Genomic DNA, 25,842 nt, shown 5'->3' on the forward strand with positions numbered 1-25,842 from the left:
ACAGCATGAAAAAATATTTGCAGGTAGATGAATGGAAAATTGTGGAAGAAGGTTTTGATGCTGAAAACCATGAAATTTCCGAAAGTATTTTCAGTCTGGGAAATGGCCGTATGGGTCAGCGTGCCAATTTTGAGGAAACTTATTCGGGCAAATCCCTTTTGGGAAATTATGTGGCCGGCGTTTATTATCCGGATAAAACCCGCGTGGGCTGGTGGAAAAACGGTTATCCGGAATATTTTGCCAAAGTTTTAAACGCAGCAGAATGGGCCGGGATCGAAATTAAAATCGATGATGAAATTTTAGACCTGGCCAAGTGCGAAGTTTCTGATTTCCGCAGGGAACTGAACATGCAAAAAGGTTATCTGCAACGAACATTTCAAGCTAAAACAGCTTCCGGCAAAAAAGTAAAAGTAGAAGCAACGCGCTTTTGCAGTATGGCCGATGATGAATGCGGGGCCGTAAAATACAGTTTAACACCGCTTGATTTTTCTGCGGAGATCAGCCTGATGCCCTTTATCAACGGTGATGTAAAAAACCAGGATGCTAACTACGATGAAAAATTTTGGGACGAAACCGGAAAAGGTTTTTACACAAACGGCAGCTTTGTGGAGATGAAAACCAAGAAAACGGATTTTGTGGTTTGTACCGGGATGGAGTTTTCCGTTTCTGTTGATGATAAACCAATCAGCTTAAACCCAAGCCAAACCGAGCGTGAAAAGTTTACCGGCCTCACCCAAAAAACACTGGTAAAAGAAGCACAAACCATTACGCTTTATAAATATGCGGCCAATCTTTCTTCGCTCAATTATCCGAAGGAAGAACTGCAAAACAAAACCAAAGAAACCCTGGATCGTGTCAGCCGGAAAGGTTTTGTGCAAATGCTGAAAGAGCAAGCTGAGGCCTGGGCAGAAAAATGGCAGATGAACGACATCAGGATTGAAGGTGATGCGGAAGCGCAGCAGGCCATTCGTTTCAATATTTTCCAATTAGAACAAACTTATACCGGTGCCGATAAACGTTTGAATATCGGCCCGAAAGGTTTTACCGGTGAAAAATATGGTGGCTCAACGTATTGGGACACAGAGGCTTATTGTATTCCGTTTTATTTGGCTACGGCTGGGCAGGATGTTGCCCGGAACCTGCTGATTTACCGCTACGATCAGTTGCAGAAAGCGATTGAAAACGCCGAAAAGCTGGGTTTTAAAAACGGTGCGGCTTTGTACCCGATGGTGACAATGAACGGTGAGGAATGCCACAACGAATGGGAAATTACGTTTGAGGAAATCCATCGGAACGGTGCCATTGCGTATGCTGTTTCTAACTATATAGATTACACCGGCGATGAAAGTTATCTGGCCACGCACGGTTTGGAGGTTTTGATCGGCATCGCGCGTTTCTGGGCGCAGCGCGTCAACTGGTCTGAAGCGCGGCAAAAGTTTGTGATGCTGGGCGTAACCGGCCCTAACGAGTACGAAAACAACATCAACAACAACTGGTACACCAACACGATTGCGGCCTGGTGTTTGAAATATGCATTGGAAGCGGTGGAGATTGTCCGCAAAAACGATCCGCAGCAATTGGAAAAAATCCTGCAAAAAGTAAAATTTGATTCGGTAAAAGAAGCATCGAATTTCAATAAAATTGCGGATGAAATGTATTTTCCTTATGATGAAACGCACCAGGTTTTTATGCAGCAGGACAATTACCTTGACAAAGAACAGATTTTGGTGAAAGATTTGCCGGCTACCGATCGGCCGATCAACCAGAAATGGAGTTGGGACCGCATCCTCCGCTCCTGCTTCATCAAGCAGGCCGATGTGCTGCAGGGCATTTATTTTTTTCAGGAACGGTATGACCTCGAAACCATCCGCCGTAATTTTGATTTTTACGAAGCGCGGACGGTGCACGAATCATCACTTTCGCCTTGTGTACACGCAATTTTGGCCGCAAAACTGGGCGATCAGCAACGCGCTTATGAGTTTTATTTGCGGACAGCACGCCTGGATTTGGATAATTACAACAATGATACGGAAGACGGCTGCCACATCACTTCCATGGCCGGGACGTGGATGGCTGTAGTTGAGGGTTTTGGCGGGATGCGGGTAAAAAATAATTTGCTCAGCTTTACCCCTTTTTTACCTGAAAAATGGACAAGCTTTTCGTTCCATATTAATTTCAGGAATATTTTGCTGGAAGTGAAAGTGAGTTCTGATCAGGTACAGATCAGGAATAAATCTAATCAGGGATTGCAGGTTTCCGTTTACGATCAGGAACATGAAGTGCCCGGAAAACAAGAAATCACGGTTAGCAAATCTTAAAATTTTAAAAACTGATACTGTTTTTAGGGTGATAAAAACAGCGTCATTAAATCGCATTTATCATGAACACGGCATCACATCAAAATCAAAGCAACAGCAAAATTATTATTTATCAGTTACTTGTCCGTTTGTTCGGCAACCAAAATCCAACCAATAAATATTATGGTTCGATCGAGGAAAACGGCTGCGGCAAGTTCAATGATATTAATGATGCTGCATTGCAGGAAATCAGGAAAATGAATTTTTCGCATGTGTGGTTTACAGGCGTGATTCAACATGCCACCATGACGGATTATGCATATTACAACATTAAAACCGATGACCCGGATGTAGTAAAAGGCCGCGCCGGTTCGCCGTATGCCATCAAAGATTATTATGATGTTGACCCGGACCTGGCCATTGATGTACAAAACCGGATGCCGGAGTTTGAGGATTTGATCCGAAGGACACATGAAAACGGATTGAAAGCAATCATTGATTTTGTGCCAAATCATGTGGCCAGAACTTATCAGTCCGACGCAAAACCAGCCGGTGTGAAAGATATTGGCGAAGATGACGATGACAGCAAAGCATTTTCTCCGCAAAACGATTTTTATTATCTGCCGGGAAAAGATTTTTTGGTTCCTGGTGATGTAAACCCTGGCGGCGATGAGTTTCAAAGTCCGCTTAAAGATGGCATGTTCAATGAATCTCCGGCCAAAGCAACCGGCAATGATGTGTTTTCGGAAGCACCTTCCATCAACGATTGGTACGAAACCATTAAGCTGAATTATGGCGTAGATTATCAGAACGGACATCAAACTCATTTCGACCCAATCCCGCCGCTTTGGCTGAAACTACGCGATATTTTATTGTTTTGGGCCGGAAAAGGTGCGGATGGTTTCCGTTGCGATATGGTGGAAATGGTGCCGGTTGAATTTTGGGGCTGGATAATTAAGCAGGTAAAAGAAGCATTTCCAAAAATAATTTTTATTGCAGAAGCTTATAACCCGGATGTTTACCGCCAGTATATTTTTGATGGCGGTTTTGATTATTTATACGATAAAGTGGGTTTGTACGATACGTTGAAAAAGCTGACCTGCAACGAATACGAAGCCAGCGTTTACGAAATACGCGACCAATGGCAGCACCAGCAAAACGGGATTACGCAACACCTGCTGCGGTTTATGGAAAACCATGACGAAGTGCGGATTGCTTCCAACAGCTTTGCAGGTGATGCCTGGCTGGCTGTTCCGGCCATGATTTTGACGGCTACTTTATCTTCCGGACCAGTTATGATCTACAGCGGACAGGAAGTTGGCGAACCGGCAGAAGGCACTACCGGTTTTTCATCCAGCGATGGCCGCACTTCTATCTTTGATTATTGCGCCATGCCCGAGTTTCAAAAATGGCTGAACGGCGGAAAAATGGACGGTGCAAAACTTTCTGAAAGTCAGCAGGATTTGCGCGGTTTTTATACTAAACTATTAGAAATCAGTGCCAATCATGCAGCTATACAAACCGGTGCTTTTTATGATTTGCTTTACCTGAACGAAAATGACCGGGGATTTAACAGTAAAGTTTATCCATTTTTAAGATATACCGATCAGGATAGATTATTGATTATCAGCAACTTTAACAGGTTTGAGGTTAATTTACAAGTGAAGTTCCCGGATGATTTGCTGAAACAGTTTGGCTTGTTAAATACGGATCATCATACGTTTACCGGCTTGCTGAGCGGTCATAAATTTTCTTCCAACAACGTGCAGCAAGGCTTAATCGTAAATTTACCGGCCGGCAGTGGTGTGATATTGAGTTTTTAAAAACTGCTTAAATCCTTATATTTAACGATGCTTCTTTTACCGGTATAATTTCATCAACACAAAAAACTTATGAAAAGAAATGTAACCTTAATTGCACTAATTTTGATTTTGGTAGCGGCAGGCTTGCTGTATTACCGCTATTTTTTTGTTTTTGGCGAAGGTGTAAAAGCCGGAGAACTGAATTACATTGTTAAAAAAGGCTATGTTTTCAAAACCAACGAAGGCCGGATGATTCAAACCGGAATCCGCTCTGGTGCAGCAGGTTCTATCTCTTCCAACGAGTTTATGTTTTCGGTTACGGATCCTCATGTTTTTAATCAGCTTGAAACAAACAGCGGTAAAACCGTACAGCTGCATTACAAAGAATACATTGGCACGTTGCCCTGGCGCGGAGTAAGTAATTTTGTGGTGGATAGCGTTTTATCGGTTACAAATAGTGATCCGGCCCTGCAAGGACTAATCAGGTAAAACAAGTTTATTTAGGCGAATCTTTTTCAGGTTTGATCAAATCCAGATAATCCTGTTCGGTATCGATGTCAACTGCCGCATTTTCAAACGGAACTGAAATTAAATTTTCCCGATATTTTTTAAACAGAAAACCTGCACCGCCTTTCCCGGAAAGCTGTTCTAAAACCGGGAACAAACTTCTGTCAAAAACGGCAGGCACACCTTGCGTTCCGGCATAAGTGGTAGCTGAGATCATACTGTTTTTATCGGCATAAAATTGGTCAGTCAATCGGTTTAAATGTTCTGCGGTAATCAACGGCTGATCGGACAATAAAAACAAAACAGCATCAAACCGGTCAGCGTTTTTGGATTGCTGCACAGCCTTGATCCCGGTTTTGATGGAAGTTCCCATTCCTGCTGCCCAGTTTGGATTATGTACAAAATTTACCGGGAAACCACTCAATTCTTCAACCAGTTCCTGATGCAGAAAACCGGTCACCACAAATATATTTTCCGAAGCAATTTGTAATGCTGTTTTTACCACCCTTTTTATGAGCGATTCATGCTGATAGTGAAGCAGTTGCTTGGGTTTTCCTAAACGGGAAGATGAACCCGCGGCCAGGATAATTGTGGCAGTGTTTTGGGCTGAGTTTAGGTTGATCAAAGTTCGGTCGAAGCAATAAAATTACGGTTATGGATCGGGCCGTTCAGTTCGCGCAAAAAACCGGCTTTGGTTTGATGCCGCACGGCCAGCAGTTCAGCCATAATAGCCACGGCAATTTCTTCGGCAGTTTCGGCACCAATGTTTAAGCCAACCGGTCCGTGCAAACGTTCGCTTTCTGTTTCAGTCAGCATGAAACCTGTTTTTTGCAAATCGTTCAGCAATCGGTCGGTTTTCTTTTTCGGACCTAAAATACCGATATAATTTACCTTTTCCAAGGTGATCAATTGCTGCAAAACCGCGAAATCATAATGATAATTATGGCTCATTAAAACCGCATAACCATGGTAAAACTGTTGCTTTTGCAGATCATCTAACTTAACAACCTGTACCGTTTCTGCCTCAGGAAAACGCTGAGATGTTGCCTGTGGAATACGGCCGTCAACCACATGCACCCGCCAGCCCAAACTTATCGCCAAACGCAACAAAGGCTGCGCATCGTTTCCGGCACCGTAAATTGTGAGTTGCGGCGCAGGCAAAATAACTTCCAGAAAAATCCTGGCGTTTTCTTCACCGATCTGATAATTTTGGGTGATGGACTGATTGTTTGCCAAAGCCCGCAAAGCATCCTTTAAAATCAAAGCATCCACAGAAACATGATTGGTAAAATTGATTTCCTGCTGATTGCTGTTGACAATCAAAACTTTTTTCCCCGCTAAATGACCGATGCTGTTTTTAGCACCTAAAATTGTGATCAGCACAACAGGATTATCCTGCCGGAAAGTTTTCCGCAGCAGTTCAACCGGATTATTTTGATCGGTATAATCAACTTTTTCCAGCAGAATATGGATCGTGCCTTCGCAGCCTAACTGCGCGCCGTGCTGTAAATCTTCTTCAATGTCCGTGCTATCGTAAACAATGGTCTCGCTCTGGCCGGTCAGCATCACCTTTCTGGCCCGGCGCAAGGCATCGCCCTCCAAACAGCCACCACTGATGCTGCCTGTTAAAAGCCCGTCATCCGTAACCAGCATACGTGCGCCCGGCCGCCGGTAGGACGATCCTTTTACCTCGGTAACTGTGGCCAAAGCACAGGCGTTACCTGTGTTTCGCTGCCAGTCGTAAGCGGATAACAAGCGTTGCAGTTCGGACATGATGTAACTAAAAACAGGTGATAAAAAAAGCATTCTCCTGATTACCGGAGAATGCATGAGGATAAATCTAAATTAGCTTGTCTGGCGTAATAGGCAATTGCCGGACACGTTTGCCGGTTGCATGATAAATGGCATTGGCAACGGCAGCCGTAATACCGGTAATACCGATTTCCCCAATCCCGCGAGCACCAATCGGCGAAATAATTGTATCCGGTTTGTTTATAAACGCTATTTCAAACTCCGGCATATCTGCATTTACAGGAACGAGATAGTTAGATAAATCCCGAGTAACCGGCCGGCCAAGTTTCGGATCATATTGCGTTTCTTCCATCAAAGCCATACCGATACCAAAAACCATACCGCCCATAATCTGGTTTTTTGCGGTTTTCAAGTTCATTACTGTACCAATATCCATCACGCCTACGGCCTTTTCTACATGCACAGTTCCGAGATCAGGATCAACCAAAACCTTGACAAAATGCGCCCCGAAAGAATGGAAAACATAAGGTTTACGGTCTGTTTTTTCATCTGCCTGAACAGCTTCATTTGTTTTACTTTCGTTCTCGATCTCTGCTTCCGCACTACCTGCTGCAGCCGGGTTTGATTCTGTAGATTGGCGTGTTGAAACTTTTGTGATTGCCGAAGCACGCACATCCTGCATACCCTGACGTTTTAAAATATCCGTATAAAGCTCGCCAACACTTGGTTTTACTTTAGAATAGATACCGCCGTTTTGAGCAATCACCTCTTCTTCTTTTAAACCATGTAAAGGGGATTTAACATCAGCAATAACCATTTTTACCACTTTATTTACAGTGCCCAGAGATGCTGCACGAATAGCCGGACCAACACTTGCCGTAACTTGCGAACCGCCCGAATTTGCACCTTTCGGATATTCACTGTCGCCCAGTTTCATCTTGATCTTATCTACCGGCAAACCAAATGCATCTGCTGCGGCCTGCGTCATGATGGTATAAGTTCCGGTGCCAATATCCTGTGTGGCACACATTACCTCCACATGGCCATCGGCAAACAAAACCGCTTTGGCAGAAGATGCACTTCTGTTTGCCGGATAAGTTGCCGTTGCCATACCAAAACCGACCAGCATTTTACCTTCCTTCATGGAGCCTGGCTTGGGGTTACGGTTACTCCAGCCAATCATCTCCGCACCTTTCCGGTAGCATTCTTTCAGGTTTTTAGAAGAAAATTCCTTGTGCTTCTGTTCGTCCTGATCCGCATAATTTATTAAACGAAGCTGGATTGGATCAATGCCGGATTGATAAGCCAGTTCGTCCATCGCTACTTCTAAAGCATAAGTTCCGGGTGCTTCGCCAGGTGCACGCATGGGGCAAGGTGTACCTTTGTTCAGTCGGACTAAGCTATGGCTCACATCTACGTTCGGGCTGCTGTAAATCATGGGAGTTGCCACGCCGGCCGTTTCCACAAATTCATCTACAAAAGAAGTTTCTGCTGTTGTTTCATGCTTGATCGCAGATAGTTTTCCGCTTTGATCTGACCCCAAACCAATTTTTTGGATAGTCTGCGAACGCCGACCTGCTGTGGTAAACAGCTGTTGTCTGCTTAAAACTAACTTTACCGGCCGGTTGACCAGCTTGGCACACATCGCCGATACAACGGTATTTGGCCAGGAAAACCCTTTTGAACCAAAACCGCCGCCAATGTAATACGAAATTACCCGGACTTTATCTTTAGGCACACCCAGCATGGCCGACATTAAAGTTTTTGTACCGGCTACAGATTGTGTGGCATCATAAAACAGCACCGTATCGCCCTGCCAAAGCGCAATTGTAGCGTGCGGTTCCATCGCATTGTGATGATAAACCGGCGTAGTATAGCTTTGCTCAATTTTTAAAGATGCTGATTTTAAGGCATCTTCTGCATTGCCTCGGCTTACCTGCGTTTCAGCACCAGTTGGGGCTTTGTCCGGTTTGTAAGCTTTGCCGATGTTTTTCTCCAGATTAATAACCGGTTCTTCAGGCATATATTCCACTTTTACCAGGTGGGAAGCATGTTCTGCCTGTTCCAAAGTTTCGGCCATTACCACGGCAATCATTTGTCCGTTATAATAAACCCGGTCGTTTTGCAGCGGCAGCAAATCTTTTTCTGCATATCGGCCGCCACCCGGGTCAGAACTTGAAGGCGAATGCAGCTGCATACTGTTTTTATAGGTTAAAATTCCGATAACGCCCGGAACTTTTTCCGCAGTTGCCGTATTAAAATTTTTGATTCTTCCTTTACTCACAGTGCTTAAAACAGCCACACCATGAACCATATTTTTAACATTAAACTCTGCTGAATAAGTAGCGCCACCGGTTACTTTCAGCTTGCCGTCAACACGGTTTATCGGTTTCCCTACAATCTCGTTCATACCATTCCTCCTACGGTTTCCAAAGCGCGCACAATCGTACGTTTGGCCAACTCTACTTTAAAAGCATTATATTGATGTGTTTTTGCGCCTGCCAATGCCGCTTCTGCAGCTGCTCGGTAAGTTTGTGCATTTGCGGATGCACCGTTCAGCACTTGTTCTGCTGCTGCAGACCGCCAGGGTTTGGTCCCAACTCCGCCTAAAGCCACACGAGAATGATTGATTTTTCCGTTGGAGATATCCAGTGCCACGGCTGCAGAAGTTAAGGCAAACTCATACGAAGCACGGTCTCTGACTTTTAAATAATGAGATTTTGCAGCAAAAGGCAGGTTTGGTAAAATTACGGCCGTAATCAGTTCGCCCTGTTTTAAATTGGTATCGATTTGTGGCGTTTCTCCGGGCAAACGATGAAAATCCGCAAACGGGATTGTGCGCGAACCCTTTGCCCCTTCCACCTGGATCATCGCACCCAGGGCAGCCATCGGCACACACATATCCGAAGGGCTTGTAGCGATACACTGGTCACTCGTTCCCAAAATAGCGTGCATCCGGTTGTAGCCGGAAATGGCCGGACAGCCAGAGCCGGGCTCCCTTTTATTGCACGGAAAAGCCGTATCGTAAAAGTAATAACAACGCGTGCGCTGCAACAGGTTTCCGCCAACCGAAGCCATGTTGCGCAACTGTGCCGAAGCACCCGAAAGCAAAGCTTCAGACAAGAACGGATATTTTTGTTTGATGACCGGATGATAGGCCAGATCGCTGTTTTTTACCAGCGCGCCTATTTTAACGCTGCCATCTTTTTGGGTTTCTATTTGATTAAGGCTGAGGGAATTAATATCAACCAATTGCTTCGGATTTTCAACATACAGTTTCATCAGATCGATGATGTTGGTTCCGCCGGCAATAAATTTGGTTTCCTTCGGGGAAGCCGCGGCAATGGCCGAAGCATTATTTTGCGCCCGGACTAATTTGAATGGTTCCATATATATAGTCGGTTAAGCGTTAAGTTGTTGTACTTCTTTTATCGCACTTAAAATGTTCTGGTAAGCACCGCAGCGGCAAATGTTCCCGCTCATGCTTTCCCTGATTTCGGCATCCGTTTTGGCATGGCCTTCTTTTACCAAACCCACCGCCGAACATATTTGCCCCGGCGTGCAGTATCCGCATTGAAAGGCATCGTGTTTGATAAAAGCTTCCTGCATCGGGTGCAGCGTATCGCCTTTGGCCAAACCTTCCACCGTTATAATTTCTGCATTTTCGCATAATGCCGCTAAGGTTAAGCAAGAGTTTACCCGCCGCCCGTTTAGCAAAACCGTGCAGGCACCGCACTGTCCGTGGTCGCAACCTTTTTTTGTGCCGGTCAGCATCAGTTTTTCGCGCAACGCATCCAGTAAAGTAACCCGCGAATCCAGGTTTAACATGCGTTTCTGGCCATTGACCATCAACGTAACGCTGTTAACTTCAACAGGTGCTACTACACTATTTTCAGATTCTGGCCCGGCGGCAGAACTAAGCAATGGTGCCAGCGATAAACCTGCACCGGCAACGGCAATTTTGGATATAAAACTGCGTCGGCTTGCCCCGCCTGATGATAACGAAGCTTTTTCATCATCCCGGAAGTTTATGTTTTCGTTTTCTCTCTCGCTCATCTTTTTGATCAAATTTTACTGTTGGAACATTAATTCTAATTAAATTAAAATCCGGTTAAAATGTTCCTTAAAAACCTTATTTAGAATGCTTCTTTTATCGATACTTTTTTGGGGTCCAACGTGCTGGTCAATCTATATCCATCAAGGTTAAACGTTGTTGATATAATCAAACAATCCGGTTTTGTTCAATCGTAAATGCTTCTTTTATCACCCTAAATTAACCCACAAAAAAGGGCAGTCTAAAACTACCCTAATTATTGCAGAAAAACAGAAACAGGCTATTTGTTCATTACAAATTTGTAGGAAGTAACCGAATTAAAGGTTTCTCCCGGTTTTAAAGTGGTTGTTGGAAACTGCGGCTGGTTCGGCGAATCCGGAAAGTGCTGCGTTTCTAAACATAAAGCGGTGCGTTTTTCGTACGGACTGCCGCTTTTGCCTTTATCGCCGCCTTCCATAAAATTGCCGCCATAAAACTGTATCCCGGGCTGATCGGTGTACACCTGCATTTCGATGCCGCTTTTATCGCCCCAAACCGTAGCGGCCAGGTGTTCGCCTTTAACTTTGGTATCGAGCACAAAATTATGGTCGTAACCTTTGCCATACATCAGTTGCTGGTTTTTGGCATCAATGCGCGAACCAATTATTTCCGGTTTGGTAAAATCAAACGGCGTACCGGCAACCGGTTCCAGTTTTCCCGTCGGGATCAGGGTTGAATCCACCGGCGTAAACCTGCTGGCGTTCAGTTGCAGTTTGTGGTTGTTCACCGTTCCGCCGTCACCGTTCAGGTTAAAATAAGAATGATTGGTCAGATTCAAAACCGTAGCCTTATCGGTTGTGGCTTTATAAGCAATCTGCAAGGCATGATCGTTTGTCAAGGTGTAAGTTACGTTAACGTTCAGGTTTCCGGGATAACCTTCCTCCCCATCTTTTGACAGGTAATGCAGCTCAATACTGTTTGGAGAAGTTTTTACCACGTCCCAAACCTGCGTGCTAAAACCTTTCGGGCCGCCGTGCAGCGAGTTGGGCGCATTGTTGATCGGCAGCGAATACGTTTTGCCGTCAAGTGTAAACTTTCCTTTGGCAATGCGGTTGCCGTAGCGGCCAATCAGCGCACCAAAATAAGAACCGTTTTTGGTGTACGTTTCATAATCTTTCAGGTGGTTGTAGCCCAAAACCACGTCAACCATTTTGCCGCTGCTGTCCGGTACAAATAAACTCACCAAGCGGCCGCCGCTGTTGGTAATGGCCGCTTTCATTTGTCCGTTGCTAATGGTGTAAAGCTGTACCTGCTTGCCGTTTACGGTTGCTTTAAAGTTGTCCGAGTTCGGCATTTGTGCTGTTTCCATAGGTTTATTTTGTCCGTTTTTGGTTGATGATTGCTGGCAACTGCATAACAGCAGCAATGCCGCCGCGGGCAGGATACATTTTTTGAAGGTGAACATTGGTTAAATTTTGGTTAAGATAGGGATATAATTGTTTCTTTTTAAACTGAAAAATTTATTGTTGGTTTTTGGGTGATGCTTCTTTTATCATAGGGTTTTTAGATCAGGTTTTCAGCACTTTTTCTTCGTTCTTTTTCCTTGATGAAAAAGAACGTAAAGCCAGCGACTGCAGGTTTGATTAATCAAGCATACTTCTTGTATTTGATCGGGTCTGCAACCCTCTTCTCTTTCTTTTTCCTTGATGAAAAAGAAACAAAAAATCAAGGCAAACCCGATCGCCTCCGGGCGTTTTGCCGGGCAGCCGCACCTGGGTGGCTATCTGTCCTGCGGCCTTGCAAATTTCAAAACTGTAAAATCCAAAAAAATGGGTGATAAAAGAAGCATTTAGCAAATGTTAATAACCGTCCTAAAAGCCGTTTGCAAGATCAGCACTTTTAAGGTAGCCACCCAGGCGCGCGGGGAAGAATGCCGCCCGGAGGCGATCCGGCATTCTTGAATTTTTGGTTCTTTTGTTTCAAGACAAAAGAACGTAAAGCCAGCAACCGCAGGTTTGCTTTTGTAAAACATGCTTCTTTTACGATACATTTTTTGATCGGGTCTTCAACCCTCTTCTCTTTCTTTTTCCTTGATGAAAAAGAAACAAAAAATCAAGGCAAACCCGATCGCCTCCGGGCGTTTTGCCGGGCAGCCGCACCGGGGTGGCTATCTGTCCTTCGGCCTTGCAAACTTTATAACTGCAAAATCAAAAAATAGGTGGTAAAAGAAGCATCTGATAAAAAACAAACAGCCGTCATAAAAATCAGCTGTGAAAGGCCGTTTGCAAGATCGGCACTTTTAAAGTAGCCACCCAGGAGCGTCGGCCTGAATGCCGCCCGGAGGCGATCCGGCATTCTTGAATTTTTGGTTCTTTTTGTTTCAAGACAAAAGAACGAAAGCTCAAGCAACCGCAGGTTTGCTTTTGTAAAACATGCTTCTTTTACCATACGGTTTTTGATCAGGAACTGCGTTCCCTTTTCTCTTTCTTTTTCCTTGATGAAAAAGAAACAAAAAATCAAGGCAAACCCGATCGCCTCCGGGCGTTTTGCCGGGCAGCCGCACCTGGGTGGTTACTTGTCCTGCGGCTTTGCAAACTTCATAACTGCAAAAGCTAAAAAATGGGTGGTAAAAGAAGTATCTGACAAAAGGATTGACCGCTATAAATAACCGTTACAAAGAGCCGTTTGCAAGACCGCCGGACAGGTAACCACCCAGGAGCGCTGGCCTGAATGCCGCCCGGAGGCGATCCGAATTGCTTGACCTTTTGGTTCTTTTGTTTCAAGACAAAAGAACGGAGCACCGGCAACCGAAGGTTTGCTTTTGTAAAACATGCTTCTTTTACGGTACTTTTTTTGATCGGCATTCACCCTTTTTTTGCCAGTATCCCTTTCGCTACACTTTCATTAATCAGGTTTTCCGAATATTTCCAGATCGAAGCTGATCCGTTTTTGATCACTTTCTTCTTTTCGTAAACTTTTTGATAATCCACGTTAAATTCTTTCCAAGTCCCGCCGTTGTTGGACGTGTTCTGCAGCAACGGTTCAAACCTGTCCATCGAGCGTGCAAATTTTGCTTCATTGGAAACACCTGCCTCAAATTCTTCCCAGATGGAAATCAATTCTGCTGCCTGTCCTTCCGGCAAAAGCCCGAAAATACGTTTTGCGGCAGCCAGTTCTTCATTGGTGTTGGTATGGTTTTTTACGGTGTCGTAAATAAAAGTATCGCCTGCATCAATCTCTACAATATCATGTATCAAAACCATTTTCAGCACTTTCAGTACATCTATCGGCGTGTCCGAATGTTCTGCCAAAACAAGTGTCATCATTGCTAAATGCCAGCTATGTTCCGCGTCGTTCTCGTGCCTGTCGCTGTTGAACAGTTTTGTTTTGCGCCGGATATATTTAACCTTATCGATCTCTTTGATAAAATTTACTTGTTTTATTAAATCGTTTTCCTGCATATTATGAACTCTTATTTGAATTGTTTGTGCCAGGTTGTTGTATGTGAAATACAACAAACGGAAATAGCATCCTCAAGAACCCGCATTTTTAAATCTTATCCACAAAATTCAAAATTGATCTTGATGCTTCTTTTACCAGCTAAATTTCTGTCCCTTCAGCCGTTTTTTTGCCAAATCAATGTTATATGCCGCCCTTCTATTTGATTGAAGTATCAACTTTATTCATCATCATTTTCTTTTTCATATCCTTCATAATAGTAGGATTGTTCGATACCCTTAAAAATAATTTCCCGATTGTTTATGTCTTCTGTTAAGTTAGCACCAAGCAACATCCGTAATTCCAGGTCGTTAATGGGGCTCCGTTCCATTGCCTGTAAATAAAGTGTTTTATCTACAAATTGCCAGTTTACTAACCTTTTTATTCTCATTTTCAGAAGCATGTCCAGCCAAATCCGCATTGTCCTGCCGTTGCCTTCCATAAAAGGGTGAGCTATGTTCATTTCCACATACTTTTCAATAATTTCTTCGAAAGTATTCTCTGGCATTTGTTCCACTTTTTGCAAAATTTCCTTTAAATACAATGCTGTTGCAAATCTGAAACCGCCTTTTGAGATATTTTGGGTACGGACCTTTCCGGCAAAATCATAAAGTCCGTCAAATAAATATTTGTGTATCTGCTGTAATCCTTTGCTTGTCCCTATATCTATTTTCTCTATATCACCAGTATCAAACAAACTATAAGCTTTCTCTAAGCTTTTCTTATCAATATTTTTCATTTAAAGTTTGAATGTCTGTCGTTGTAGAATGGCGCACAACGGCGAGGTATTACCGAAGGCGATAAATCTTAGTACTACTGTTTAATAGAATTAGAAATGTTCAATTACTTCCGTCAGCCTAATAAATATTGTCAAGCCCCACTTTTGGCAATACCATGTTGGGCGCAGACTTTTCTTTGTCAGCAAGTAGTTTGTCCAAATATGCACGTTCCTCTGCAAAGGTCATTTCCTTAATTTCGTTGCTGATTTGGTCACGTATTTTCCTTAGATCTTTAACCACGTCTTTTTGTGTGTTATGGGTTTGTATTTTCATAATTGATAATTTCTTTTGGTGTTCTAATTTCTATCATATTGTGCCCTAATTGATAATTGATACCGTTGTAACCTCTTATTTTGTCGAGGTTTACAATATGCTTAAAGTTCCAACTAACAAGTACATCGGCTTTAACAATTGTTGCCATTGCAAAATAGTAAAACAAAAGTTGCTATTTGATCCGCCTCCGGTTTTGGCCAAATTAGTGTTTGCTGCAGGTGTTCCGGCCTGTTATTAGGTTTTGGTTTTTATAGTTTCCGTTTTCCGAAATTAATCTATTGCTTCCCACAACTCAACTTTGTTTCCTTCTGCATCGAGGATATGTATAAACTTTCCGTAATCGTATGTTTCCATTTTGTCAACAATAATTACCCCTTCCTCTTTTAATTCTTCAACAAGTGCTTCCAGGTTTTCAACCCGGTAATTTATCATAAAGTCTTTTGTCGAAGGTTCAAAGTATTTTGTTGTTTCCGGGAAGGGCGTCCATTGTGTTTGTCCTTTTTTTGTCCTGTCAAAACCTTCATACCATTCAAAAGTTGCCCCATAAGGGTTAGTTTCTAACCCAAGGTGTTTTTGATACCATTCAGTCATTTTTTTTGGGTCTTTGCATTTGAAAAAGACACCGCCAATCCCTGTAACTTTTTTCATTTTATAATTTTTATTGGTTGAGGTTGTTATTGTTTTAAAAGCGAAACCAAGAAAAAAGGTTGTCGCAAGTGTCAAAGCTATCAAGATTGGTTTTTTCATTTGTTGTTCCATCTTTGTCAGTTCAATTTTATTTGCGGATCGGCAGTTTGCGCTTACCTCCAGCATTTCAAGGCAAGGCAAAGAACTGGGATTGGAAACCCTTCAGCCAACAACCAAAGTTAAATTAACAATCAAATGCGATGCTTCTTTTATCGGCTAAATATTGTTCCGTCTACCGGGAATGAAGCAAGATAACAAAACAAAAGTTGATGTTTATTTCGTCGGCCAGTTTTTTGCCAAACCAATGTTAGCCGCCGTTGTTCTCGTCAAGAAGTGTAAGGCGGTCTATCTTATCAATGTGTTTGCGATTTAATTGTCTAATGTAAGTCCGTTTGCAACTGCTGTTGCCGCAATAAACAGGTCAGCTTTTTCGATCGACTTGCTTAATCTCTTTAAGTCTCTTTGTATGTCAACAGCAATATGTGCAGCCCTGCTATCAAATGGAAGGACAAGAAACTCAGAAAGCAATTCATTCCAAAAGTCTGACTGAGTTGCAATTGCACCGCTATAAACTTCAAATTCTGTTACAGTCGAAATTGCCAATCGGTCAAACTGTTCCGAAAGCTGTACAAGTCTTGATTTAGATTTATCTGTTTTTCGGAAATAATCAATCAACAACGTTGTGTCAATTACAAGGGTTTTGTCCGCCATTGGTTAATTGATTTGCGTGTTTCCTCAATAATTTCAATCTGCTCATCTGTGAAAACAGGTCCGTTAAGCAACAATTCGGTTAATCGTGATTTTTTTGCAACAGGTTCAGTTCCGTGGATCAGTTCTTTTTGAAGTTCTACTTTTTGTGTAGATGAGAGTTGTCTGACTATAGCCACCAGTTCATTAAATGGTATTTGCACCTTTACTTCCATATTCAAATTTATGATTTTTGTCAGGTTAGCAAAATTGATTTGCTAATGGCTGCTAACGGATCAGGGCTCGGCGAAGGACTGGTATATGAAAACCGTCAGCCAAAACCAAAGTTAAATTAATGTTCAATTGCTGATGCTTCTTTTACCAGCTAAATTTTGTCCCTTCTGCCGGAACCGAAGTAAAACAGCAAAACAAAAGTTGAGGTTTATTTCGTCGGCCAGTTTTTTGCCAAACCAATGTTGGCGGTTCGTGCTTTATCGAAGGGTTTGTGTCTGCTTAGTTGTTGTCAAAGTTGCTCTAAGTTTACGTTTAGCATTTTTGCTTTTAATGTCTTGCATTATTTTTCTAAAGTCGGTAAGTTCCTGTTCTGACCACGGTTCGGATTTGGTCGACAAGTCAACATCTTTTGGTTCTTTTATCAGTCCCATATCTTTAGCTTTTAAAATATTGTGAAATTAGTTTTAGAGCTGCCCCAGTTTCAATAAACATCCTTTTTCCGCGGAAATGTGTTGCAAAAAGAGATTGTTCATAGTGTTTAATCATGGCTGTTTTAGCGTCAAAAGCAAGGAAGCCTTCGTAACCTTTGTCAACGGATACTTTACAAGCATAAGCAACTAAATTTCCGGGAACGCCAAGATAAACTTTTTCTTTTCCTTTATTAAATTTTGAACTTTCAATCAAGTGCATAAAAATATGATCTGATTTATCTTCAATACTTAAAAGCCCCTGGATGATTGTAGGGTTATTTGTAGTCGTAAGTTTATAAACTTCTTTTGTTTCATCTTTAAGTTCCTTATGCCAATTAAACTGCCAGTCAACTTTTCTGATCTGTCTGCTGTCTTTATTTGTAAGCCTGACAATTTCTGTATCAAAGACTTCACTGGTTAAAGCGTTTTCAATTGAATTTGTCAGCTTATCAAGTTCAAAATCAAGTCCGATCGCTTTTTGCTGTTTCACTCTACCAATTTACAAATTTTGGGTCAACCCTGTAAATCATACGTCAATTTAGGTCGTCTTGCAGCTTACCACCAACTATTTTATTGCCGCAATAGCCGCCGCATAATCCGGTTCCTGGCCAATTTCCGGTACTTGCTGTTCGTAAACAATCTTGCCTGATGGGTCAACCACAACTACGGCACGGCTCAACAAACCCTTCATCGGGCCGTCGGCAATTTTTACGCCATACACGCTGCCAAAGTCACTGCGGAAATCAGACAGCATTACCACATTGTTGATCCCTTCGGCACCGCAAAACTGTTTTTGTGCAAAAGGCAAATCTTTAGAAATGCAAAGCACCGTTGTGTTTTTTAAACCGGCCGCATCTTCATTAAACTTCCGTACCGACCGCGAACAAACGCCTGTATTTACACTTGGGAAGATGTTCATAATCACATACTTTCCTTTATAGTCAGAAAAACTTTTGTCGGCCAGGTCAACACCCGTCAGCGTAAAGTTTTTAACAGGCGTGCCCACAGCAGGCAGTTTCCCGATGGTGTGGATGGGCTTGCCGCCCATTGTAATGGCTGTGCCCGTTGTGTTTTGTGCAAAAGAAGTGCTTACGGCAAGCAGACCAACTATACCTGTAAAAAGCATTTTACGGCACCATGTGCCTTTGTTTTTGTTTGTCATTTGGATCGGGGTTGATTTTTAAGATAGCCAAATGTAAGGATTAAGGCAGAGATGGTTCAAGTGATTTACTTTAATGTTGTTTCAACGGGTCTTGCCCTGTTTTTACGTTCTTTGCCCTGATAGAACAGAACCAACGAAATCAAGCATTTCGGATCGCCTCCGGGCGGCGTTCAGCCCTGCGCTCCTGGTCGGCTATCTTGCAAGCTTCCCTTTCTATCGGCCAAACGTTTCCCTTGATGCTTCTTTTATCGCTTGTTTTTCCTCCTTCTGTCCTTTCGACTACAGGGAGAAATCTTCCAGACTTTTCCAATCATCACCAGAATGGCAGCCGCTATACTTCCCCCTTTCTGTAAGGGGGTTAGGGGGATGTTCCTTTAATCAACAGGGAAGACAATGCTGTTTGTAATCCTAACCGTTGCGCTAAGGATTTTTAAACTTTTAACCATCACCAATTAAACATTTTAACTACCTGCTATCCCAACTTTATACAAGTTGAGAAAACACAAAATTTCATCGGTAAAAGAAGCATGGTTGTTTGTAAAATAGGATCACAGTAAAGATCGGGATTACACATTCCGACCAACGGAAAACTTTACAATGAGTTAAGTTCTTTCAAAGTAGTATCGATTAAAAATGGAATATCACCACTCAACAGTTCTTTATATTGTATTTTTTGAACATTAATTGTATCTACAACAACGCAGTAATCCAATGCTATTTGATAATTATCGGAATAATTTTTAATCAGAAATTTATACAACGTTTCACAGAACATTCCTAATTCAATCTTCTTATATCCTTCAATTTTTGGTATTAACAATAAAGCTCCAAGTTCGTTTTTACCGTTTCTTTCAAAAGAATATAAAATACTTGGATTAATATACAAAGGAAAATTATTAACTACAACAGTTTTAAAGAGTTTTGGAACTTGTAAATATTTTAGTTTTCCAGATGGTTTTAATTCATCAAATTTAAAATCTTTAAAGGTATTAAGAATGTCTATGTTGCGCTGGTACATAGTTTTAATACGTTTAATTTGATTGTCTTTTAATTTTGAATAAAGTTCATTTATTTTAGAATCATACTGCTGTTCATCATTATTCTTAAAAACATTACTAATACAACTTGTACTTGTAATCCAGTAATTTCCACCACCTGAATCATCATCTTTAGGTTTTTCTTTTGACTTCCTATTTTTGATTTTGAAAGCAAGTAGTTTTTTGGATTTGTCTGATTTCCTCCTAAAATCTATCAATTCATTTATAGTTATTTTTTCCACTTAATTTAGTTATTGTAAAGTTGTATTTTTATTAGAATTTTTTATTTGAAACTTAGATACAATGTATAAGACAGTTATATTAGTTTCATTTGAAATGAACCATCTTCAGGGTCAATCCTTTTCAAAACCTCAGTTATTTCGTAAACGTTTTTAAGTACAGAACCATCTGGCCTATTAATATAAATGACTTTTAATTTAACTTTTAATGAATCTTCTGGAAGTAAAGGAAATTCTCTTGAATGATACTTATCTAACCATACTCTGTCAATTATTTTGGCATCAATTGTTTTTGTTCCAAGTTTAAAAGTCCAAGTAGAGTTATTACTTAGCAAATCTATTTTTTTAATTTTCAAAATTTCAGTTGTTTCGTGTTCGGCATTTGTATCTCCTAGTTCCCATAATATTTTAGCTTTATTTATATTAATTCTTCTATTTAAAATTGCCGAACCATCAATACTTTTAAATTCAATTCGTTCTTTTTCTTTCAAATTTCCCAATACGGCAACCATTTTTTCTAACGTATTAATAAGCGTATATAAGTTGACCTCATTTAAAAGATATTTATCATTATTAATAATTTTAGTTTTCTCGACTTCTATTTCTTTGGCTAGTCTTTCAATTGAATCTTTAGAATCAATTTCTGAATTGCTTTCTAAATATTTTAATACAAGGTACTTCAATTTTAAAAGAAAATGGCCTACTAACTTTTTCCAATCAAATTCTTTTATCGCTTCATCTGGAACCTCTCTAATTCTTTGTGCTATCCATGTTTTAATTGAACTATATTCTATAGATTGGATAGAATAATCACAATGAATACCATTGGCAATACTTGCAATATAAACTTCATCTAAAGCTGATAGGGCTTGAAAAACGTCTTTGAGTTCATCAAATGCTTCTGATGGGTTTTTCTCGCCTTCAAACAATAGATTTAGCTGAAAATTTTCATTATTTAGTTCAATTTGTGCCATATAGTATTAAATGTTTTAAAAGTTTATCATCTATATCTCTATCATATCAATCTCCCGCATCAACCGCTCAGTTTCCGTCAAAGCCACAATCATTTGCTGATAGTGTAAAATATCTTCAAAGCTTAGTTCCCAGTTTTTGCGGTTTTTCAGCTATTTTTACAGGTTGGAAATCGCCAATATAGAAATTACAAATGGGTGTGAACCAAGATTATATATCTTAAGTTTAAAAAACGAAATTAATAAATTCCAACCAATGGACCTGTTAAACAGATTTCTTTATAAATTTAATCGCTACTTCTTCATCTTCCTCAATTGCCATTTCAACTGCTTTTTTGGCAACTTCTAAAAGTCTTTCACTTTCTGCTTTTAAACGAAAGCTTTCTTCAATTAATTCAGCTATTTCTTCCTGCTTTTTATAATCAATAATTGGAACAACTACTTGCTCAATTTCTTCTTTTCGCCAATGCAAAATAATTGAACCGCCAGCATCTCGTTCTGCTTGCATTTGTACCAATTTAGAGTTTAATGCAAGAACTAAATATTCCGGAATGATTTTTTTTTCATCTCTAATTTGCAAATGCAGTATAGCACCAGAAGTAATACCATTTAAATTTTCTCGTAATAAATAAGCTGCTCCTACACTTCCATCTTTAGAAAACAAGATTGTTCCTTTTTTAGGTTTTAAATTTTCGATTTGCTCTTTATTGTCTTGTACAAATGTTTGTGTTAACTTTTTATCAGGTTCACTTAATCCAAATTTGTTATAATCAGAAACGCGATAGAAAGGTAATCCTTCGTCTTCTGTATAATATGCAGAACCAGGTTCTATTGATTTGGAAATTGTAACTAAATTAATTAACGTGTCATGCTTTTGAGTTGTAATATGACTTACTATTTCTTCATACTTTTTTTGATAGTATTCTGCATCTAAACGTCCTGATACTAAAAATGAATCTTTAAAATTTTTTACGTTGATAAGTTCTTTATTTAAAATTAAATCTTCTAACCCTGCATCTTCTAAAAGTAAGGCTTCAGCTAAATTGTATACGACTTTGTATTCACTTAATTTGACAAATGAAGAAGATATTAATTTATCAAGTTTTATCTGCAAATTTTTACTGAGAAGGGGTAATTTCAATCTCTCAATACATTCAGTACCCAAATTTCTTTGTCTTATTCCCTTAGCATATCTTTCAAGTTGTTCCCTACAATATTTATTAGAAAGAACAATAAATAATACCTTGTGACTATAAAACAGATTTTGATTGTCTTTTAAATAAATTCTTGCAACCCTCTGATTCCAAGTAGATTTAATTGAACCGTCTATAAACATATTGACTTTTCCTACATCTGGTGGATCTCCAGTTAAAGTCATTAATATACTATCATCTACTAAACAATTTCCGCGTTTGTTGTTAAACTCACTTTGTGAAACAAAAACCCAGCTTTCATTCGTCCGTTTTTGAGTAACATCTCCAATCTTTGAAACTCTAATTCCATTTTCAATAGGTATATCTGAAAATTGAGCAGAATCATACGCTCGTCCATTTTCATAATCTGCAACTTCAAAAAAAGTTATATACTTTTTAATATTGAAAATGGTATCTACTTTTAAAAATTTTTTATCAAAATACTCTGCCTCAATTCTATAGTCTATTATTGAATTTAAGGATTTATAATTTTGAATTGTAATTTCCAGCCCTTTCAACAAAGCATTATACTTTGCTTCATTAAAAGGGCTTAGCGAAAAAAACTTAACTTCTCTTTTTTACCAAATTCTACAAAAGCTTCTGCAATACCATCTTTGGTTAATCCATCATGGTTAAACAAATCGTGCTTTACAATTAAATGCCCATGCGTATCTAATAAGTATTGTTCCAGGTTTTGTGGTTCAGCTTCGTAATGGTCAACGGGTTCAGCAATCATTTCTACATCTGCTTCTTTCTTTGCTGATTTGGGAAAGTCTTTTTTGCGTACAAATATTTTTTCTCCGCTTGTATCTTTGCTTGGTTCCTGCATGGTTGCAAAAAAGATCGGGTAATCATCAACTTTTGGACAAAGTATTTCATCCCATTTTTGCACTAATAAAACAGAAGTTTTGGTTCCGGTATGTGGTTTAAAAACATTACCGTGTAAACCAACAACGGCTAAAATGCGGCAACGCTCTGCAATAAATTCCCTGATTTGTTTATCGCTGCTATTGTTAAACCTACCTTGCGGCAATACCACTGCCATCCGGCCGCCGGGTTTTAAAAAATCTAAGTTTCGTTCAATAAATAAAATGTCTCTTCCTACTGCAGTTTGGTATTTGCCATTATCTTTTTTCCCTAAATCATATCTGGCTAAAATCCGGCTTTCTTTTATATCTCCTGCAAACGGCGGATTGGCCATCAAAATATCAAACTTAAAATCTCTGTTACTATTTTTGTCTGCCCTAAGTTTTTTTAGTTTCTTCCAACCTTCATTGTAAGTATCAATCCAATCTTCATCGTCTGTCTTTTCATCCCAACGCTCATAATCCAAAGTATTTAGATGTAACACGTTCGTTTCTCCATCTCCTGCAATCAAATTTAAAGTTCTGCCTACTCTAACTGCTTTCTCGTCAAAATCAATGGCAAAAACTTTATCTCTCACATAATCCATTACTCGCGAGTGTGGTGGTTTGGTAGTCATCATGCTATCATCAGCAATTCCTTCTTCCTTATTAATTTTGTTTTTTATATAAAAGAAAGTATGAACCGGGAAACCGCAACTACCCGCAGCTGTATCGATAATAGTTTCTTCTTCTTTAGGGTTTAACATTCTAACGCACATATCAATTACATAACGTGGTGTAAAATATTGCCCTTTTTCTCCTTTGCTGCTTTTGTTGATCAGATATTCAAAAGCTTCATCAACAACATCTAAATTAGAGTTAAACAATTTAACATCTTGTAAGGACGAAACACAAACAGAAAGGTGAGAAGGTGTTAACATCAACTTCGCATCATCGGTAAATACGCCAGTCCACTTCTGTTTAGCTTTGTCAAAAAGGTTTTGTATTTTGGTTTTTAACTCTGTTTCTGTATCGCCATAATTTCTGAATTCTAAATGACGGCTGCGGTTTCTACCGCTTTCCATCTCATCAAAAAGTTTAGTAAATATTAATTTAAAAAGTTCTTCAAATACATCAACACCTGCATTTGCCAAAACCTCATCTTCCATTTCCAAAATCAAATCTTTTAATGATTTTCTTTCGGTTACTAATTTATCTTTAGCAATCAGGTCGTCAATGGTCCAGCGTTCTTCTAAAATATCTGATAACTTCTGATCTCCTCTGGGTATGCCTGGAATATCTTCAAAATAATTAGGGTCTTTCCGATGATAGTAGGAAATTGAATCACCATTGCTCCAAATGCCAATTGGTGCGCCAGTGGCATTGCAATAAGATTTTAATTGTTCTTTACCATCTTTTAGTTTAGGCTTTTTCAACTCCACCATTATGTAAGGAGAAGTTGTTTGTTGTTTATCAAATATAATAATGTCGGCGCGTTTCTTTTCTCTACCAAATGAAACTGCATATTCTAATTCCATACGATCAGTAGAATAGCCAAAATTGTCTCGAAGAACCAAAATGTACAATTGCCTAATGGCTTCTTCGGGTGTCAGTTTAATTTCTTTTTTACGTACAAGACATGTTATATAGGCAACATCTTTTCCTCTGCTGTCTTTTATAGTAATGCTTTCTTCCAGTTGTTTAATTTGTTCTGAGTTAAATTGGGTTAGCTTGTAATTAGAATCTTTTAGTATATCTGATAAAATCATAATTAGAATTGAGGTATTTTAAAAACTGCTATTTATATAAACGATTAATCTTACAATCATTTTCACAATGTACAAAGATTATAAAGTTTATTAGTCCGCTTTCTGCCGATTTTTAGTATCGATAAAAATTAATATTTCTCTTGTCTGATATTTAGTTGAAGTAAGTAGTGCTTTACATCCGCAAACTTCCAAGTATTTGTCTATCTCATCACGGACAATTTGTTCGGGCATTTAGTTCATTATAAGAAAAGAAATCGCGTTTAGCTGTGCGACAATATAAGTATCAATTATGATATATTTATTTCAGGATGAAGTTTAAATACAATAGTTTTTTATAATTAACCATGCTTCTATTTTTTTATATTATACAGTAACAGCAACCGGTAAAAATGTATTATTTTTTTAACTCGCTATTGATCAGGAACTATTTTAAAAATACTACGTACAAACGCCCACCATTATAAACCTAAATTATTCATCTTTTTATCACTTAAACCCTTCAAGCTATGGAAAGCCCTGTTGTTAAACCTTTGCCGCTGTTTGTTACCTGGCAGCATGTGCACAAGCTAACCAAGCAATGCGAAACCAACTGCCGCCAGGAGCTGAACCGCTTTTGTACCAAGTACGGGGTTGACCGCCTGAATATTTACCAGCTTTGCGAAGAGTACCGCTTAACCCGCGAACAACTGCAATTCCATTTGAGCCAGTAAAAAATTTAATTTTTGCTTATACACGGATGCGCTTCTTGCTTAGGAAGGGCATTTTTTGTTTTAAAACTTATTTAAACTTTTATTCAATTTTTCAGGGTAGAGGCTTGTTTAAATTTGAAGGAAGGAAAGACACACCCCTAACCCCTCTCAAGAGGGGAAACCGCTTGCAGACCTTTCTACATTATATATAGCGTTTAAAAAGGTAGCGAATTTTGCTTCCCCTCTTGAGAGGGGTTAGGGGTGTGTGCTGTTTTAAACTTTTGATATTCAAATTTTTAATGTAAAAAATTTTAAACAACATCTTATAAAGTTTTCAGATCGGATTGCTTGCCGGTTCTCTGCGGAATAGGTATTCTCTTGCAGGAGGGATCCTGAAACAAGTTCAGGATGACAAGCTGTGATAAAACTTTCTGCTTGTTTTACCTTGCCGGATCAGCCTGAAACCTTTGTGGAAAGACCAGATACTCCACTGGAAAAGCCTCATTCGTCTCAGGAAACAGGGGATTATCCCTTAAAAAAGCCTGTTTCTCCACAGGAAAAGCCTCATTCGTCTCAGGAAAGAGGCTTCTCTCCCTCAGAAAAGCCTCTTTCTCCGCAGGAAAGCCCAGATTCTTCCTTAGAAAAGCGTGTTTCTACGCAAGAAACAGGAGATTCGCCGCAGGAAAAGCCTGTTTCTCCGCAGGAAAAAGCCTTTTTTGGTTAAAAAAACGGTAAAAAATGGTAGCTGTTACCGGCAAGGTGCAAATGCTGACAGTAAAGGTCAAAAACCTTGTAAGCTGTTAAAGTAATGTAGATTTTAGTAAAGGGAAGTAAGGTACAGCTTCAACCGGTAATGCGGCTCAATCTGGTTTTTTAGTGGATAAAAGGAGTATTAGTTTCGTCAGATCACCCGGAAAT

The 25,842-nt window shown here is 40.0% G+C and carries 27 protein-coding genes; 7 read left to right on the top strand and 20 right to left on the bottom strand.

Going from position 1 to position 25,842, the window contains the following annotated elements; all coding sequences use genetic code 11:
- Window positions 1-5: 5 nt before the first annotated feature.
- The 3 genes from ACOFKR_RS10500 (at window position 6) to ACOFKR_RS10510 (ending at window position 4,588) form a co-directional block, all read left to right on the top strand.
- A complete protein-coding gene (locus tag ACOFKR_RS10500) occupies window positions 6-2,318 on the top strand; it encodes a glycoside hydrolase family 65 protein (RefSeq protein WP_419800754.1) in 2,313 nt (770 codons plus the stop codon).
- 62 nt (window positions 2,319-2,380) lie between these two features.
- Entirely contained in the window at window positions 2,381-4,120 is a 1,740-nt protein-coding gene (locus ACOFKR_RS10505; protein ID WP_419800755.1) for an alpha-amylase family glycosyl hydrolase, read from the top strand.
- A 69-nt stretch (window positions 4,121-4,189) separates the two neighbouring features.
- Window positions 4,190-4,588, top strand: a complete 399-nt coding sequence (locus ACOFKR_RS10510) for a hypothetical protein (RefSeq protein ID WP_419800756.1) — start codon at window positions 4,190-4,192, stop codon at window positions 4,586-4,588.
- Between the two features lie 7 nt (window positions 4,589-4,595).
- Here the strand turns inward: ACOFKR_RS10510 and ACOFKR_RS10515 are convergent, their stop codons facing one another.
- The 6 genes from ACOFKR_RS10515 to ACOFKR_RS10540 all read right to left on the bottom strand — a co-directional run bounded on the left by ACOFKR_RS10515 (window position 4,596) and on the right by ACOFKR_RS10540 (window position 11,856).
- Window positions 4,596-5,231, bottom strand: coding sequence for a nucleotidyltransferase family protein (locus ACOFKR_RS10515; protein ID WP_419800757.1), 636 nt, complete (start codon window positions 5,229-5,231; stop codon window positions 4,596-4,598).
- Complete coding sequence (locus tag ACOFKR_RS10520) at window positions 5,228-6,379, bottom strand: XdhC family protein (RefSeq protein WP_419800758.1); 1,152 nt, start codon at window positions 6,377-6,379, stop codon at window positions 5,228-5,230. The genes ACOFKR_RS10515 and ACOFKR_RS10520 overlap by 4 nt, the downstream gene beginning before the upstream one ends.
- A 67-nt stretch (window positions 6,380-6,446) precedes the next feature.
- A complete protein-coding gene (locus tag ACOFKR_RS10525; protein ID WP_419800759.1) occupies window positions 6,447-8,768 on the bottom strand; it encodes a xanthine dehydrogenase family protein molybdopterin-binding subunit in 2,322 nt (773 codons plus the stop codon).
- The gene (locus ACOFKR_RS10530) at window positions 8,765-9,748 is read right to left on the bottom strand and encodes an FAD binding domain-containing protein (RefSeq protein ID WP_419800760.1); all 984 of its coding nucleotides are present in this window, start codon (window positions 9,746-9,748) and stop codon (window positions 8,765-8,767) included. Before ACOFKR_RS10530 ends, ACOFKR_RS10525 begins: the two co-directional genes overlap by 4 nt.
- Before the next feature lie 12 nt (window positions 9,749-9,760).
- On the bottom strand, window positions 9,761-10,414 hold the full coding sequence (locus ACOFKR_RS10535) for a (2Fe-2S)-binding protein (protein ID WP_419800761.1): 654 nt from the start codon (window positions 10,412-10,414) through the stop codon (window positions 9,761-9,763).
- A gap of 278 nt (window positions 10,415-10,692) precedes the next feature.
- Window positions 10,693-11,856, bottom strand: coding sequence for an aldose epimerase family protein (locus ACOFKR_RS10540; RefSeq protein WP_419800762.1), 1,164 nt, complete (start codon window positions 11,854-11,856; stop codon window positions 10,693-10,695).
- A 241-nt stretch (window positions 11,857-12,097) separates the two neighbouring features.
- Between ACOFKR_RS10540 and ACOFKR_RS10545 the strand changes: the two genes are divergently transcribed.
- Window positions 12,098-12,244, top strand: a complete 147-nt coding sequence (locus tag ACOFKR_RS10545; RefSeq protein ID WP_419800763.1) for a hypothetical protein — start codon at window positions 12,098-12,100, stop codon at window positions 12,242-12,244.
- 340 nt (window positions 12,245-12,584) lie between these two features.
- Here ACOFKR_RS10545 and ACOFKR_RS10550 read toward each other — a convergent pair whose 3' ends face one another.
- Complete coding sequence (locus tag ACOFKR_RS10550) at window positions 12,585-12,839, bottom strand: hypothetical protein (RefSeq protein ID WP_419800764.1); 255 nt, start codon at window positions 12,837-12,839, stop codon at window positions 12,585-12,587.
- Window positions 12,840-12,888: 49 nt separating this feature from the next.
- Here ACOFKR_RS10550 and ACOFKR_RS10555 point away from each other — a divergent pair, with 49 nt between their 5' ends.
- On the top strand, window positions 12,889-13,059 hold the full coding sequence (locus ACOFKR_RS10555; protein WP_419800765.1) for a hypothetical protein: 171 nt from the start codon (window positions 12,889-12,891) through the stop codon (window positions 13,057-13,059).
- Window positions 13,060-13,255: 196 nt separating this feature from the next.
- Here the strand turns inward: ACOFKR_RS10555 and ACOFKR_RS10560 are convergent, their stop codons facing one another.
- The 13 genes from ACOFKR_RS10560 to ACOFKR_RS10620 form a co-directional block, all read right to left on the bottom strand.
- A complete protein-coding gene (locus ACOFKR_RS10560; RefSeq protein WP_419800766.1) occupies window positions 13,256-13,852 on the bottom strand; it encodes an HD domain-containing protein in 597 nt (198 codons plus the stop codon).
- 218 nt (window positions 13,853-14,070) lie between these two features.
- Window positions 14,071-14,628, bottom strand: a complete 558-nt coding sequence (gene fic, locus ACOFKR_RS10565; RefSeq protein ID WP_419800767.1) for a protein adenylyltransferase Fic — start codon at window positions 14,626-14,628, stop codon at window positions 14,071-14,073.
- 118 nt (window positions 14,629-14,746) lie between these two features.
- Entirely contained in the window at window positions 14,747-14,941 is a 195-nt protein-coding gene (locus tag ACOFKR_RS10570; RefSeq protein ID WP_419800768.1) for a hypothetical protein, read from the bottom strand.
- A complete protein-coding gene (locus ACOFKR_RS10575) occupies window positions 14,922-15,089 on the bottom strand; it encodes a hypothetical protein (RefSeq protein ID WP_419800769.1) in 168 nt (55 codons plus the stop codon). The genes ACOFKR_RS10570 and ACOFKR_RS10575 overlap by 20 nt, the downstream gene beginning before the upstream one ends.
- Before the next feature lie 122 nt (window positions 15,090-15,211).
- On the bottom strand, window positions 15,212-15,700 hold the full coding sequence (locus ACOFKR_RS10580; RefSeq protein ID WP_419800770.1) for a VOC family protein: 489 nt from the start codon (window positions 15,698-15,700) through the stop codon (window positions 15,212-15,214).
- Window positions 15,701-15,997: 297 nt separating this feature from the next.
- The gene (locus ACOFKR_RS10585; RefSeq protein WP_419800771.1) at window positions 15,998-16,339 is read right to left on the bottom strand and encodes a type II toxin-antitoxin system VapC family toxin; all 342 of its coding nucleotides are present in this window, start codon (window positions 16,337-16,339) and stop codon (window positions 15,998-16,000) included.
- Window positions 16,318-16,551: a hypothetical protein gene (locus ACOFKR_RS10590; protein ID WP_419800772.1), complete on the bottom strand. Its 234-nt coding sequence runs from the start codon at window positions 16,549-16,551 to the stop codon at window positions 16,318-16,320. The genes ACOFKR_RS10585 and ACOFKR_RS10590 overlap by 22 nt, the downstream gene beginning before the upstream one ends.
- Window positions 16,552-16,984: 433 nt before the next feature.
- Window positions 16,985-17,509: a hypothetical protein gene (locus ACOFKR_RS10595; RefSeq protein ID WP_419800773.1), complete on the bottom strand. Its 525-nt coding sequence runs from the start codon at window positions 17,507-17,509 to the stop codon at window positions 16,985-16,987.
- 75 nt (window positions 17,510-17,584) lie between these two features.
- The gene (gene tpx, locus ACOFKR_RS10600) at window positions 17,585-18,181 is read right to left on the bottom strand and encodes a thiol peroxidase (RefSeq protein WP_419800774.1); all 597 of its coding nucleotides are present in this window, start codon (window positions 18,179-18,181) and stop codon (window positions 17,585-17,587) included.
- A 592-nt stretch (window positions 18,182-18,773) separates the two neighbouring features.
- A complete protein-coding gene (locus tag ACOFKR_RS10605; RefSeq protein ID WP_419800775.1) occupies window positions 18,774-19,460 on the bottom strand; it encodes a hypothetical protein in 687 nt (228 codons plus the stop codon).
- 74 nt (window positions 19,461-19,534) lie between these two features.
- Window positions 19,535-20,431, bottom strand: a complete 897-nt coding sequence (locus ACOFKR_RS10610) for a hypothetical protein (RefSeq protein ID WP_419800776.1) — start codon at window positions 20,429-20,431, stop codon at window positions 19,535-19,537.
- A 262-nt stretch (window positions 20,432-20,693) separates the two neighbouring features.
- Window positions 20,694-22,139, bottom strand: coding sequence for a restriction endonuclease subunit S (locus ACOFKR_RS10615; RefSeq protein ID WP_419800777.1), 1,446 nt, complete (start codon window positions 22,137-22,139; stop codon window positions 20,694-20,696).
- Window positions 22,140-22,171: 32 nt separating this feature from the next.
- Window positions 22,172-24,235 (bottom strand): N-6 DNA methylase, encoded by a 2,064-nt coding sequence (locus ACOFKR_RS10620; RefSeq protein ID WP_419800778.1) that lies wholly within the window; start codon window positions 24,233-24,235, stop codon window positions 22,172-22,174.
- A gap of 506 nt (window positions 24,236-24,741) precedes the next feature.
- Between ACOFKR_RS10620 and ACOFKR_RS10625 the strand changes: the two genes are divergently transcribed.
- The gene (locus ACOFKR_RS10625) at window positions 24,742-24,945 is read left to right on the top strand and encodes a hypothetical protein (RefSeq protein ID WP_419800779.1); all 204 of its coding nucleotides are present in this window, start codon (window positions 24,742-24,744) and stop codon (window positions 24,943-24,945) included.
- 397 nt (window positions 24,946-25,342) lie between these two features.
- Window positions 25,343-25,648 carry a hypothetical protein gene (locus tag ACOFKR_RS10630; protein WP_419800780.1) on the top strand — a complete coding sequence of 102 codons (306 nt, stop codon included), beginning with the start codon at window positions 25,343-25,345 and terminating at the stop codon, window positions 25,646-25,648.
- Window positions 25,649-25,842 lie beyond the last annotated feature (194 nt).

Origin of the sequence: Mucilaginibacter sp., assembly GCF_965201005.1 — a bacterium.
In the GTDB taxonomy this organism is placed as follows: Bacteria; Bacteroidota; Bacteroidia; order Sphingobacteriales; family Sphingobacteriaceae; genus Mucilaginibacter_A.

Coding starts and splice junctions, on each gene's coding strand:
- ACOFKR_RS10500 (WP_419800754.1), top strand. CDS start 6: ATGAAAAAATATTTGCAGGTAGATGAATGGAAAATTGTGGAAGAAGGT.
- ACOFKR_RS10545 (WP_419800763.1), top strand. CDS start 12,098: ATGAAAAAGAAACAAAAAATCAAGGCAAACCCGATCGCCTCCGGGCGT.
- ACOFKR_RS10610 (WP_419800776.1), bottom strand. CDS start 20,431: ATGGCACAAATTGAACTAAATAATGAAAATTTTCAGCTAAATCTATTG.
- ACOFKR_RS10575 (WP_419800769.1), bottom strand. CDS start 15,089: ATGGCAACAATTGTTAAAGCCGATGTACTTGTTAGTTGGAACTTTAAG.
- ACOFKR_RS10520 (WP_419800758.1), bottom strand. CDS start 6,379: ATGTCCGAACTGCAACGCTTGTTATCCGCTTACGACTGGCAGCGAAAC.
- ACOFKR_RS10580 (WP_419800770.1), bottom strand. CDS start 15,700: ATGGAACAACAAATGAAAAAACCAATCTTGATAGCTTTGACACTTGCG.
- ACOFKR_RS10535 (WP_419800761.1), bottom strand. CDS start 10,414: ATGAGCGAGAGAGAAAACGAAAACATAAACTTCCGGGATGATGAAAAA.
- ACOFKR_RS10510 (WP_419800756.1), top strand. CDS start 4,190: ATGAAAAGAAATGTAACCTTAATTGCACTAATTTTGATTTTGGTAGCG.
- ACOFKR_RS10540 (WP_419800762.1), bottom strand. CDS start 11,856: ATGTTCACCTTCAAAAAATGTATCCTGCCCGCGGCGGCATTGCTGCTG.
- ACOFKR_RS10525 (WP_419800759.1), bottom strand. CDS start 8,768: ATGAACGAGATTGTAGGGAAACCGATAAACCGTGTTGACGGCAAGCTG.
- tpx (WP_419800774.1), bottom strand. CDS start 18,181: ATGACAAACAAAAACAAAGGCACATGGTGCCGTAAAATGCTTTTTACA.
- ACOFKR_RS10550 (WP_419800764.1), bottom strand. CDS start 12,839: ATGGTAAAAGAAGCATGTTTTACAAAAGCAAACCTGCGGTTGCTTGAG.
- ACOFKR_RS10590 (WP_419800772.1), bottom strand. CDS start 16,551: ATGGAAGTAAAGGTGCAAATACCATTTAATGAACTGGTGGCTATAGTC.
- fic (WP_419800767.1), bottom strand. CDS start 14,628: ATGAAAAATATTGATAAGAAAAGCTTAGAGAAAGCTTATAGTTTGTTT.
- ACOFKR_RS10625 (WP_419800779.1), top strand. CDS start 24,742: ATGGAAAGCCCTGTTGTTAAACCTTTGCCGCTGTTTGTTACCTGGCAG.
- ACOFKR_RS10560 (WP_419800766.1), bottom strand. CDS start 13,852: ATGCAGGAAAACGATTTAATAAAACAAGTAAATTTTATCAAAGAGATC.
- ACOFKR_RS10570 (WP_419800768.1), bottom strand. CDS start 14,941: ATGAAAATACAAACCCATAACACACAAAAAGACGTGGTTAAAGATCTA.
- ACOFKR_RS10505 (WP_419800755.1), top strand. CDS start 2,381: ATGAACACGGCATCACATCAAAATCAAAGCAACAGCAAAATTATTATT.
- ACOFKR_RS10585 (WP_419800771.1), bottom strand. CDS start 16,339: ATGGCGGACAAAACCCTTGTAATTGACACAACGTTGTTGATTGATTAT.
- ACOFKR_RS10530 (WP_419800760.1), bottom strand. CDS start 9,748: ATGGAACCATTCAAATTAGTCCGGGCGCAAAATAATGCTTCGGCCATT.
- ACOFKR_RS10620 (WP_419800778.1), bottom strand. CDS start 24,235: ATGATTTTATCAGATATACTAAAAGATTCTAATTACAAGCTAACCCAA.
- ACOFKR_RS10555 (WP_419800765.1), top strand. CDS start 12,889: ATGAAAAAGAAACAAAAAATCAAGGCAAACCCGATCGCCTCCGGGCGT.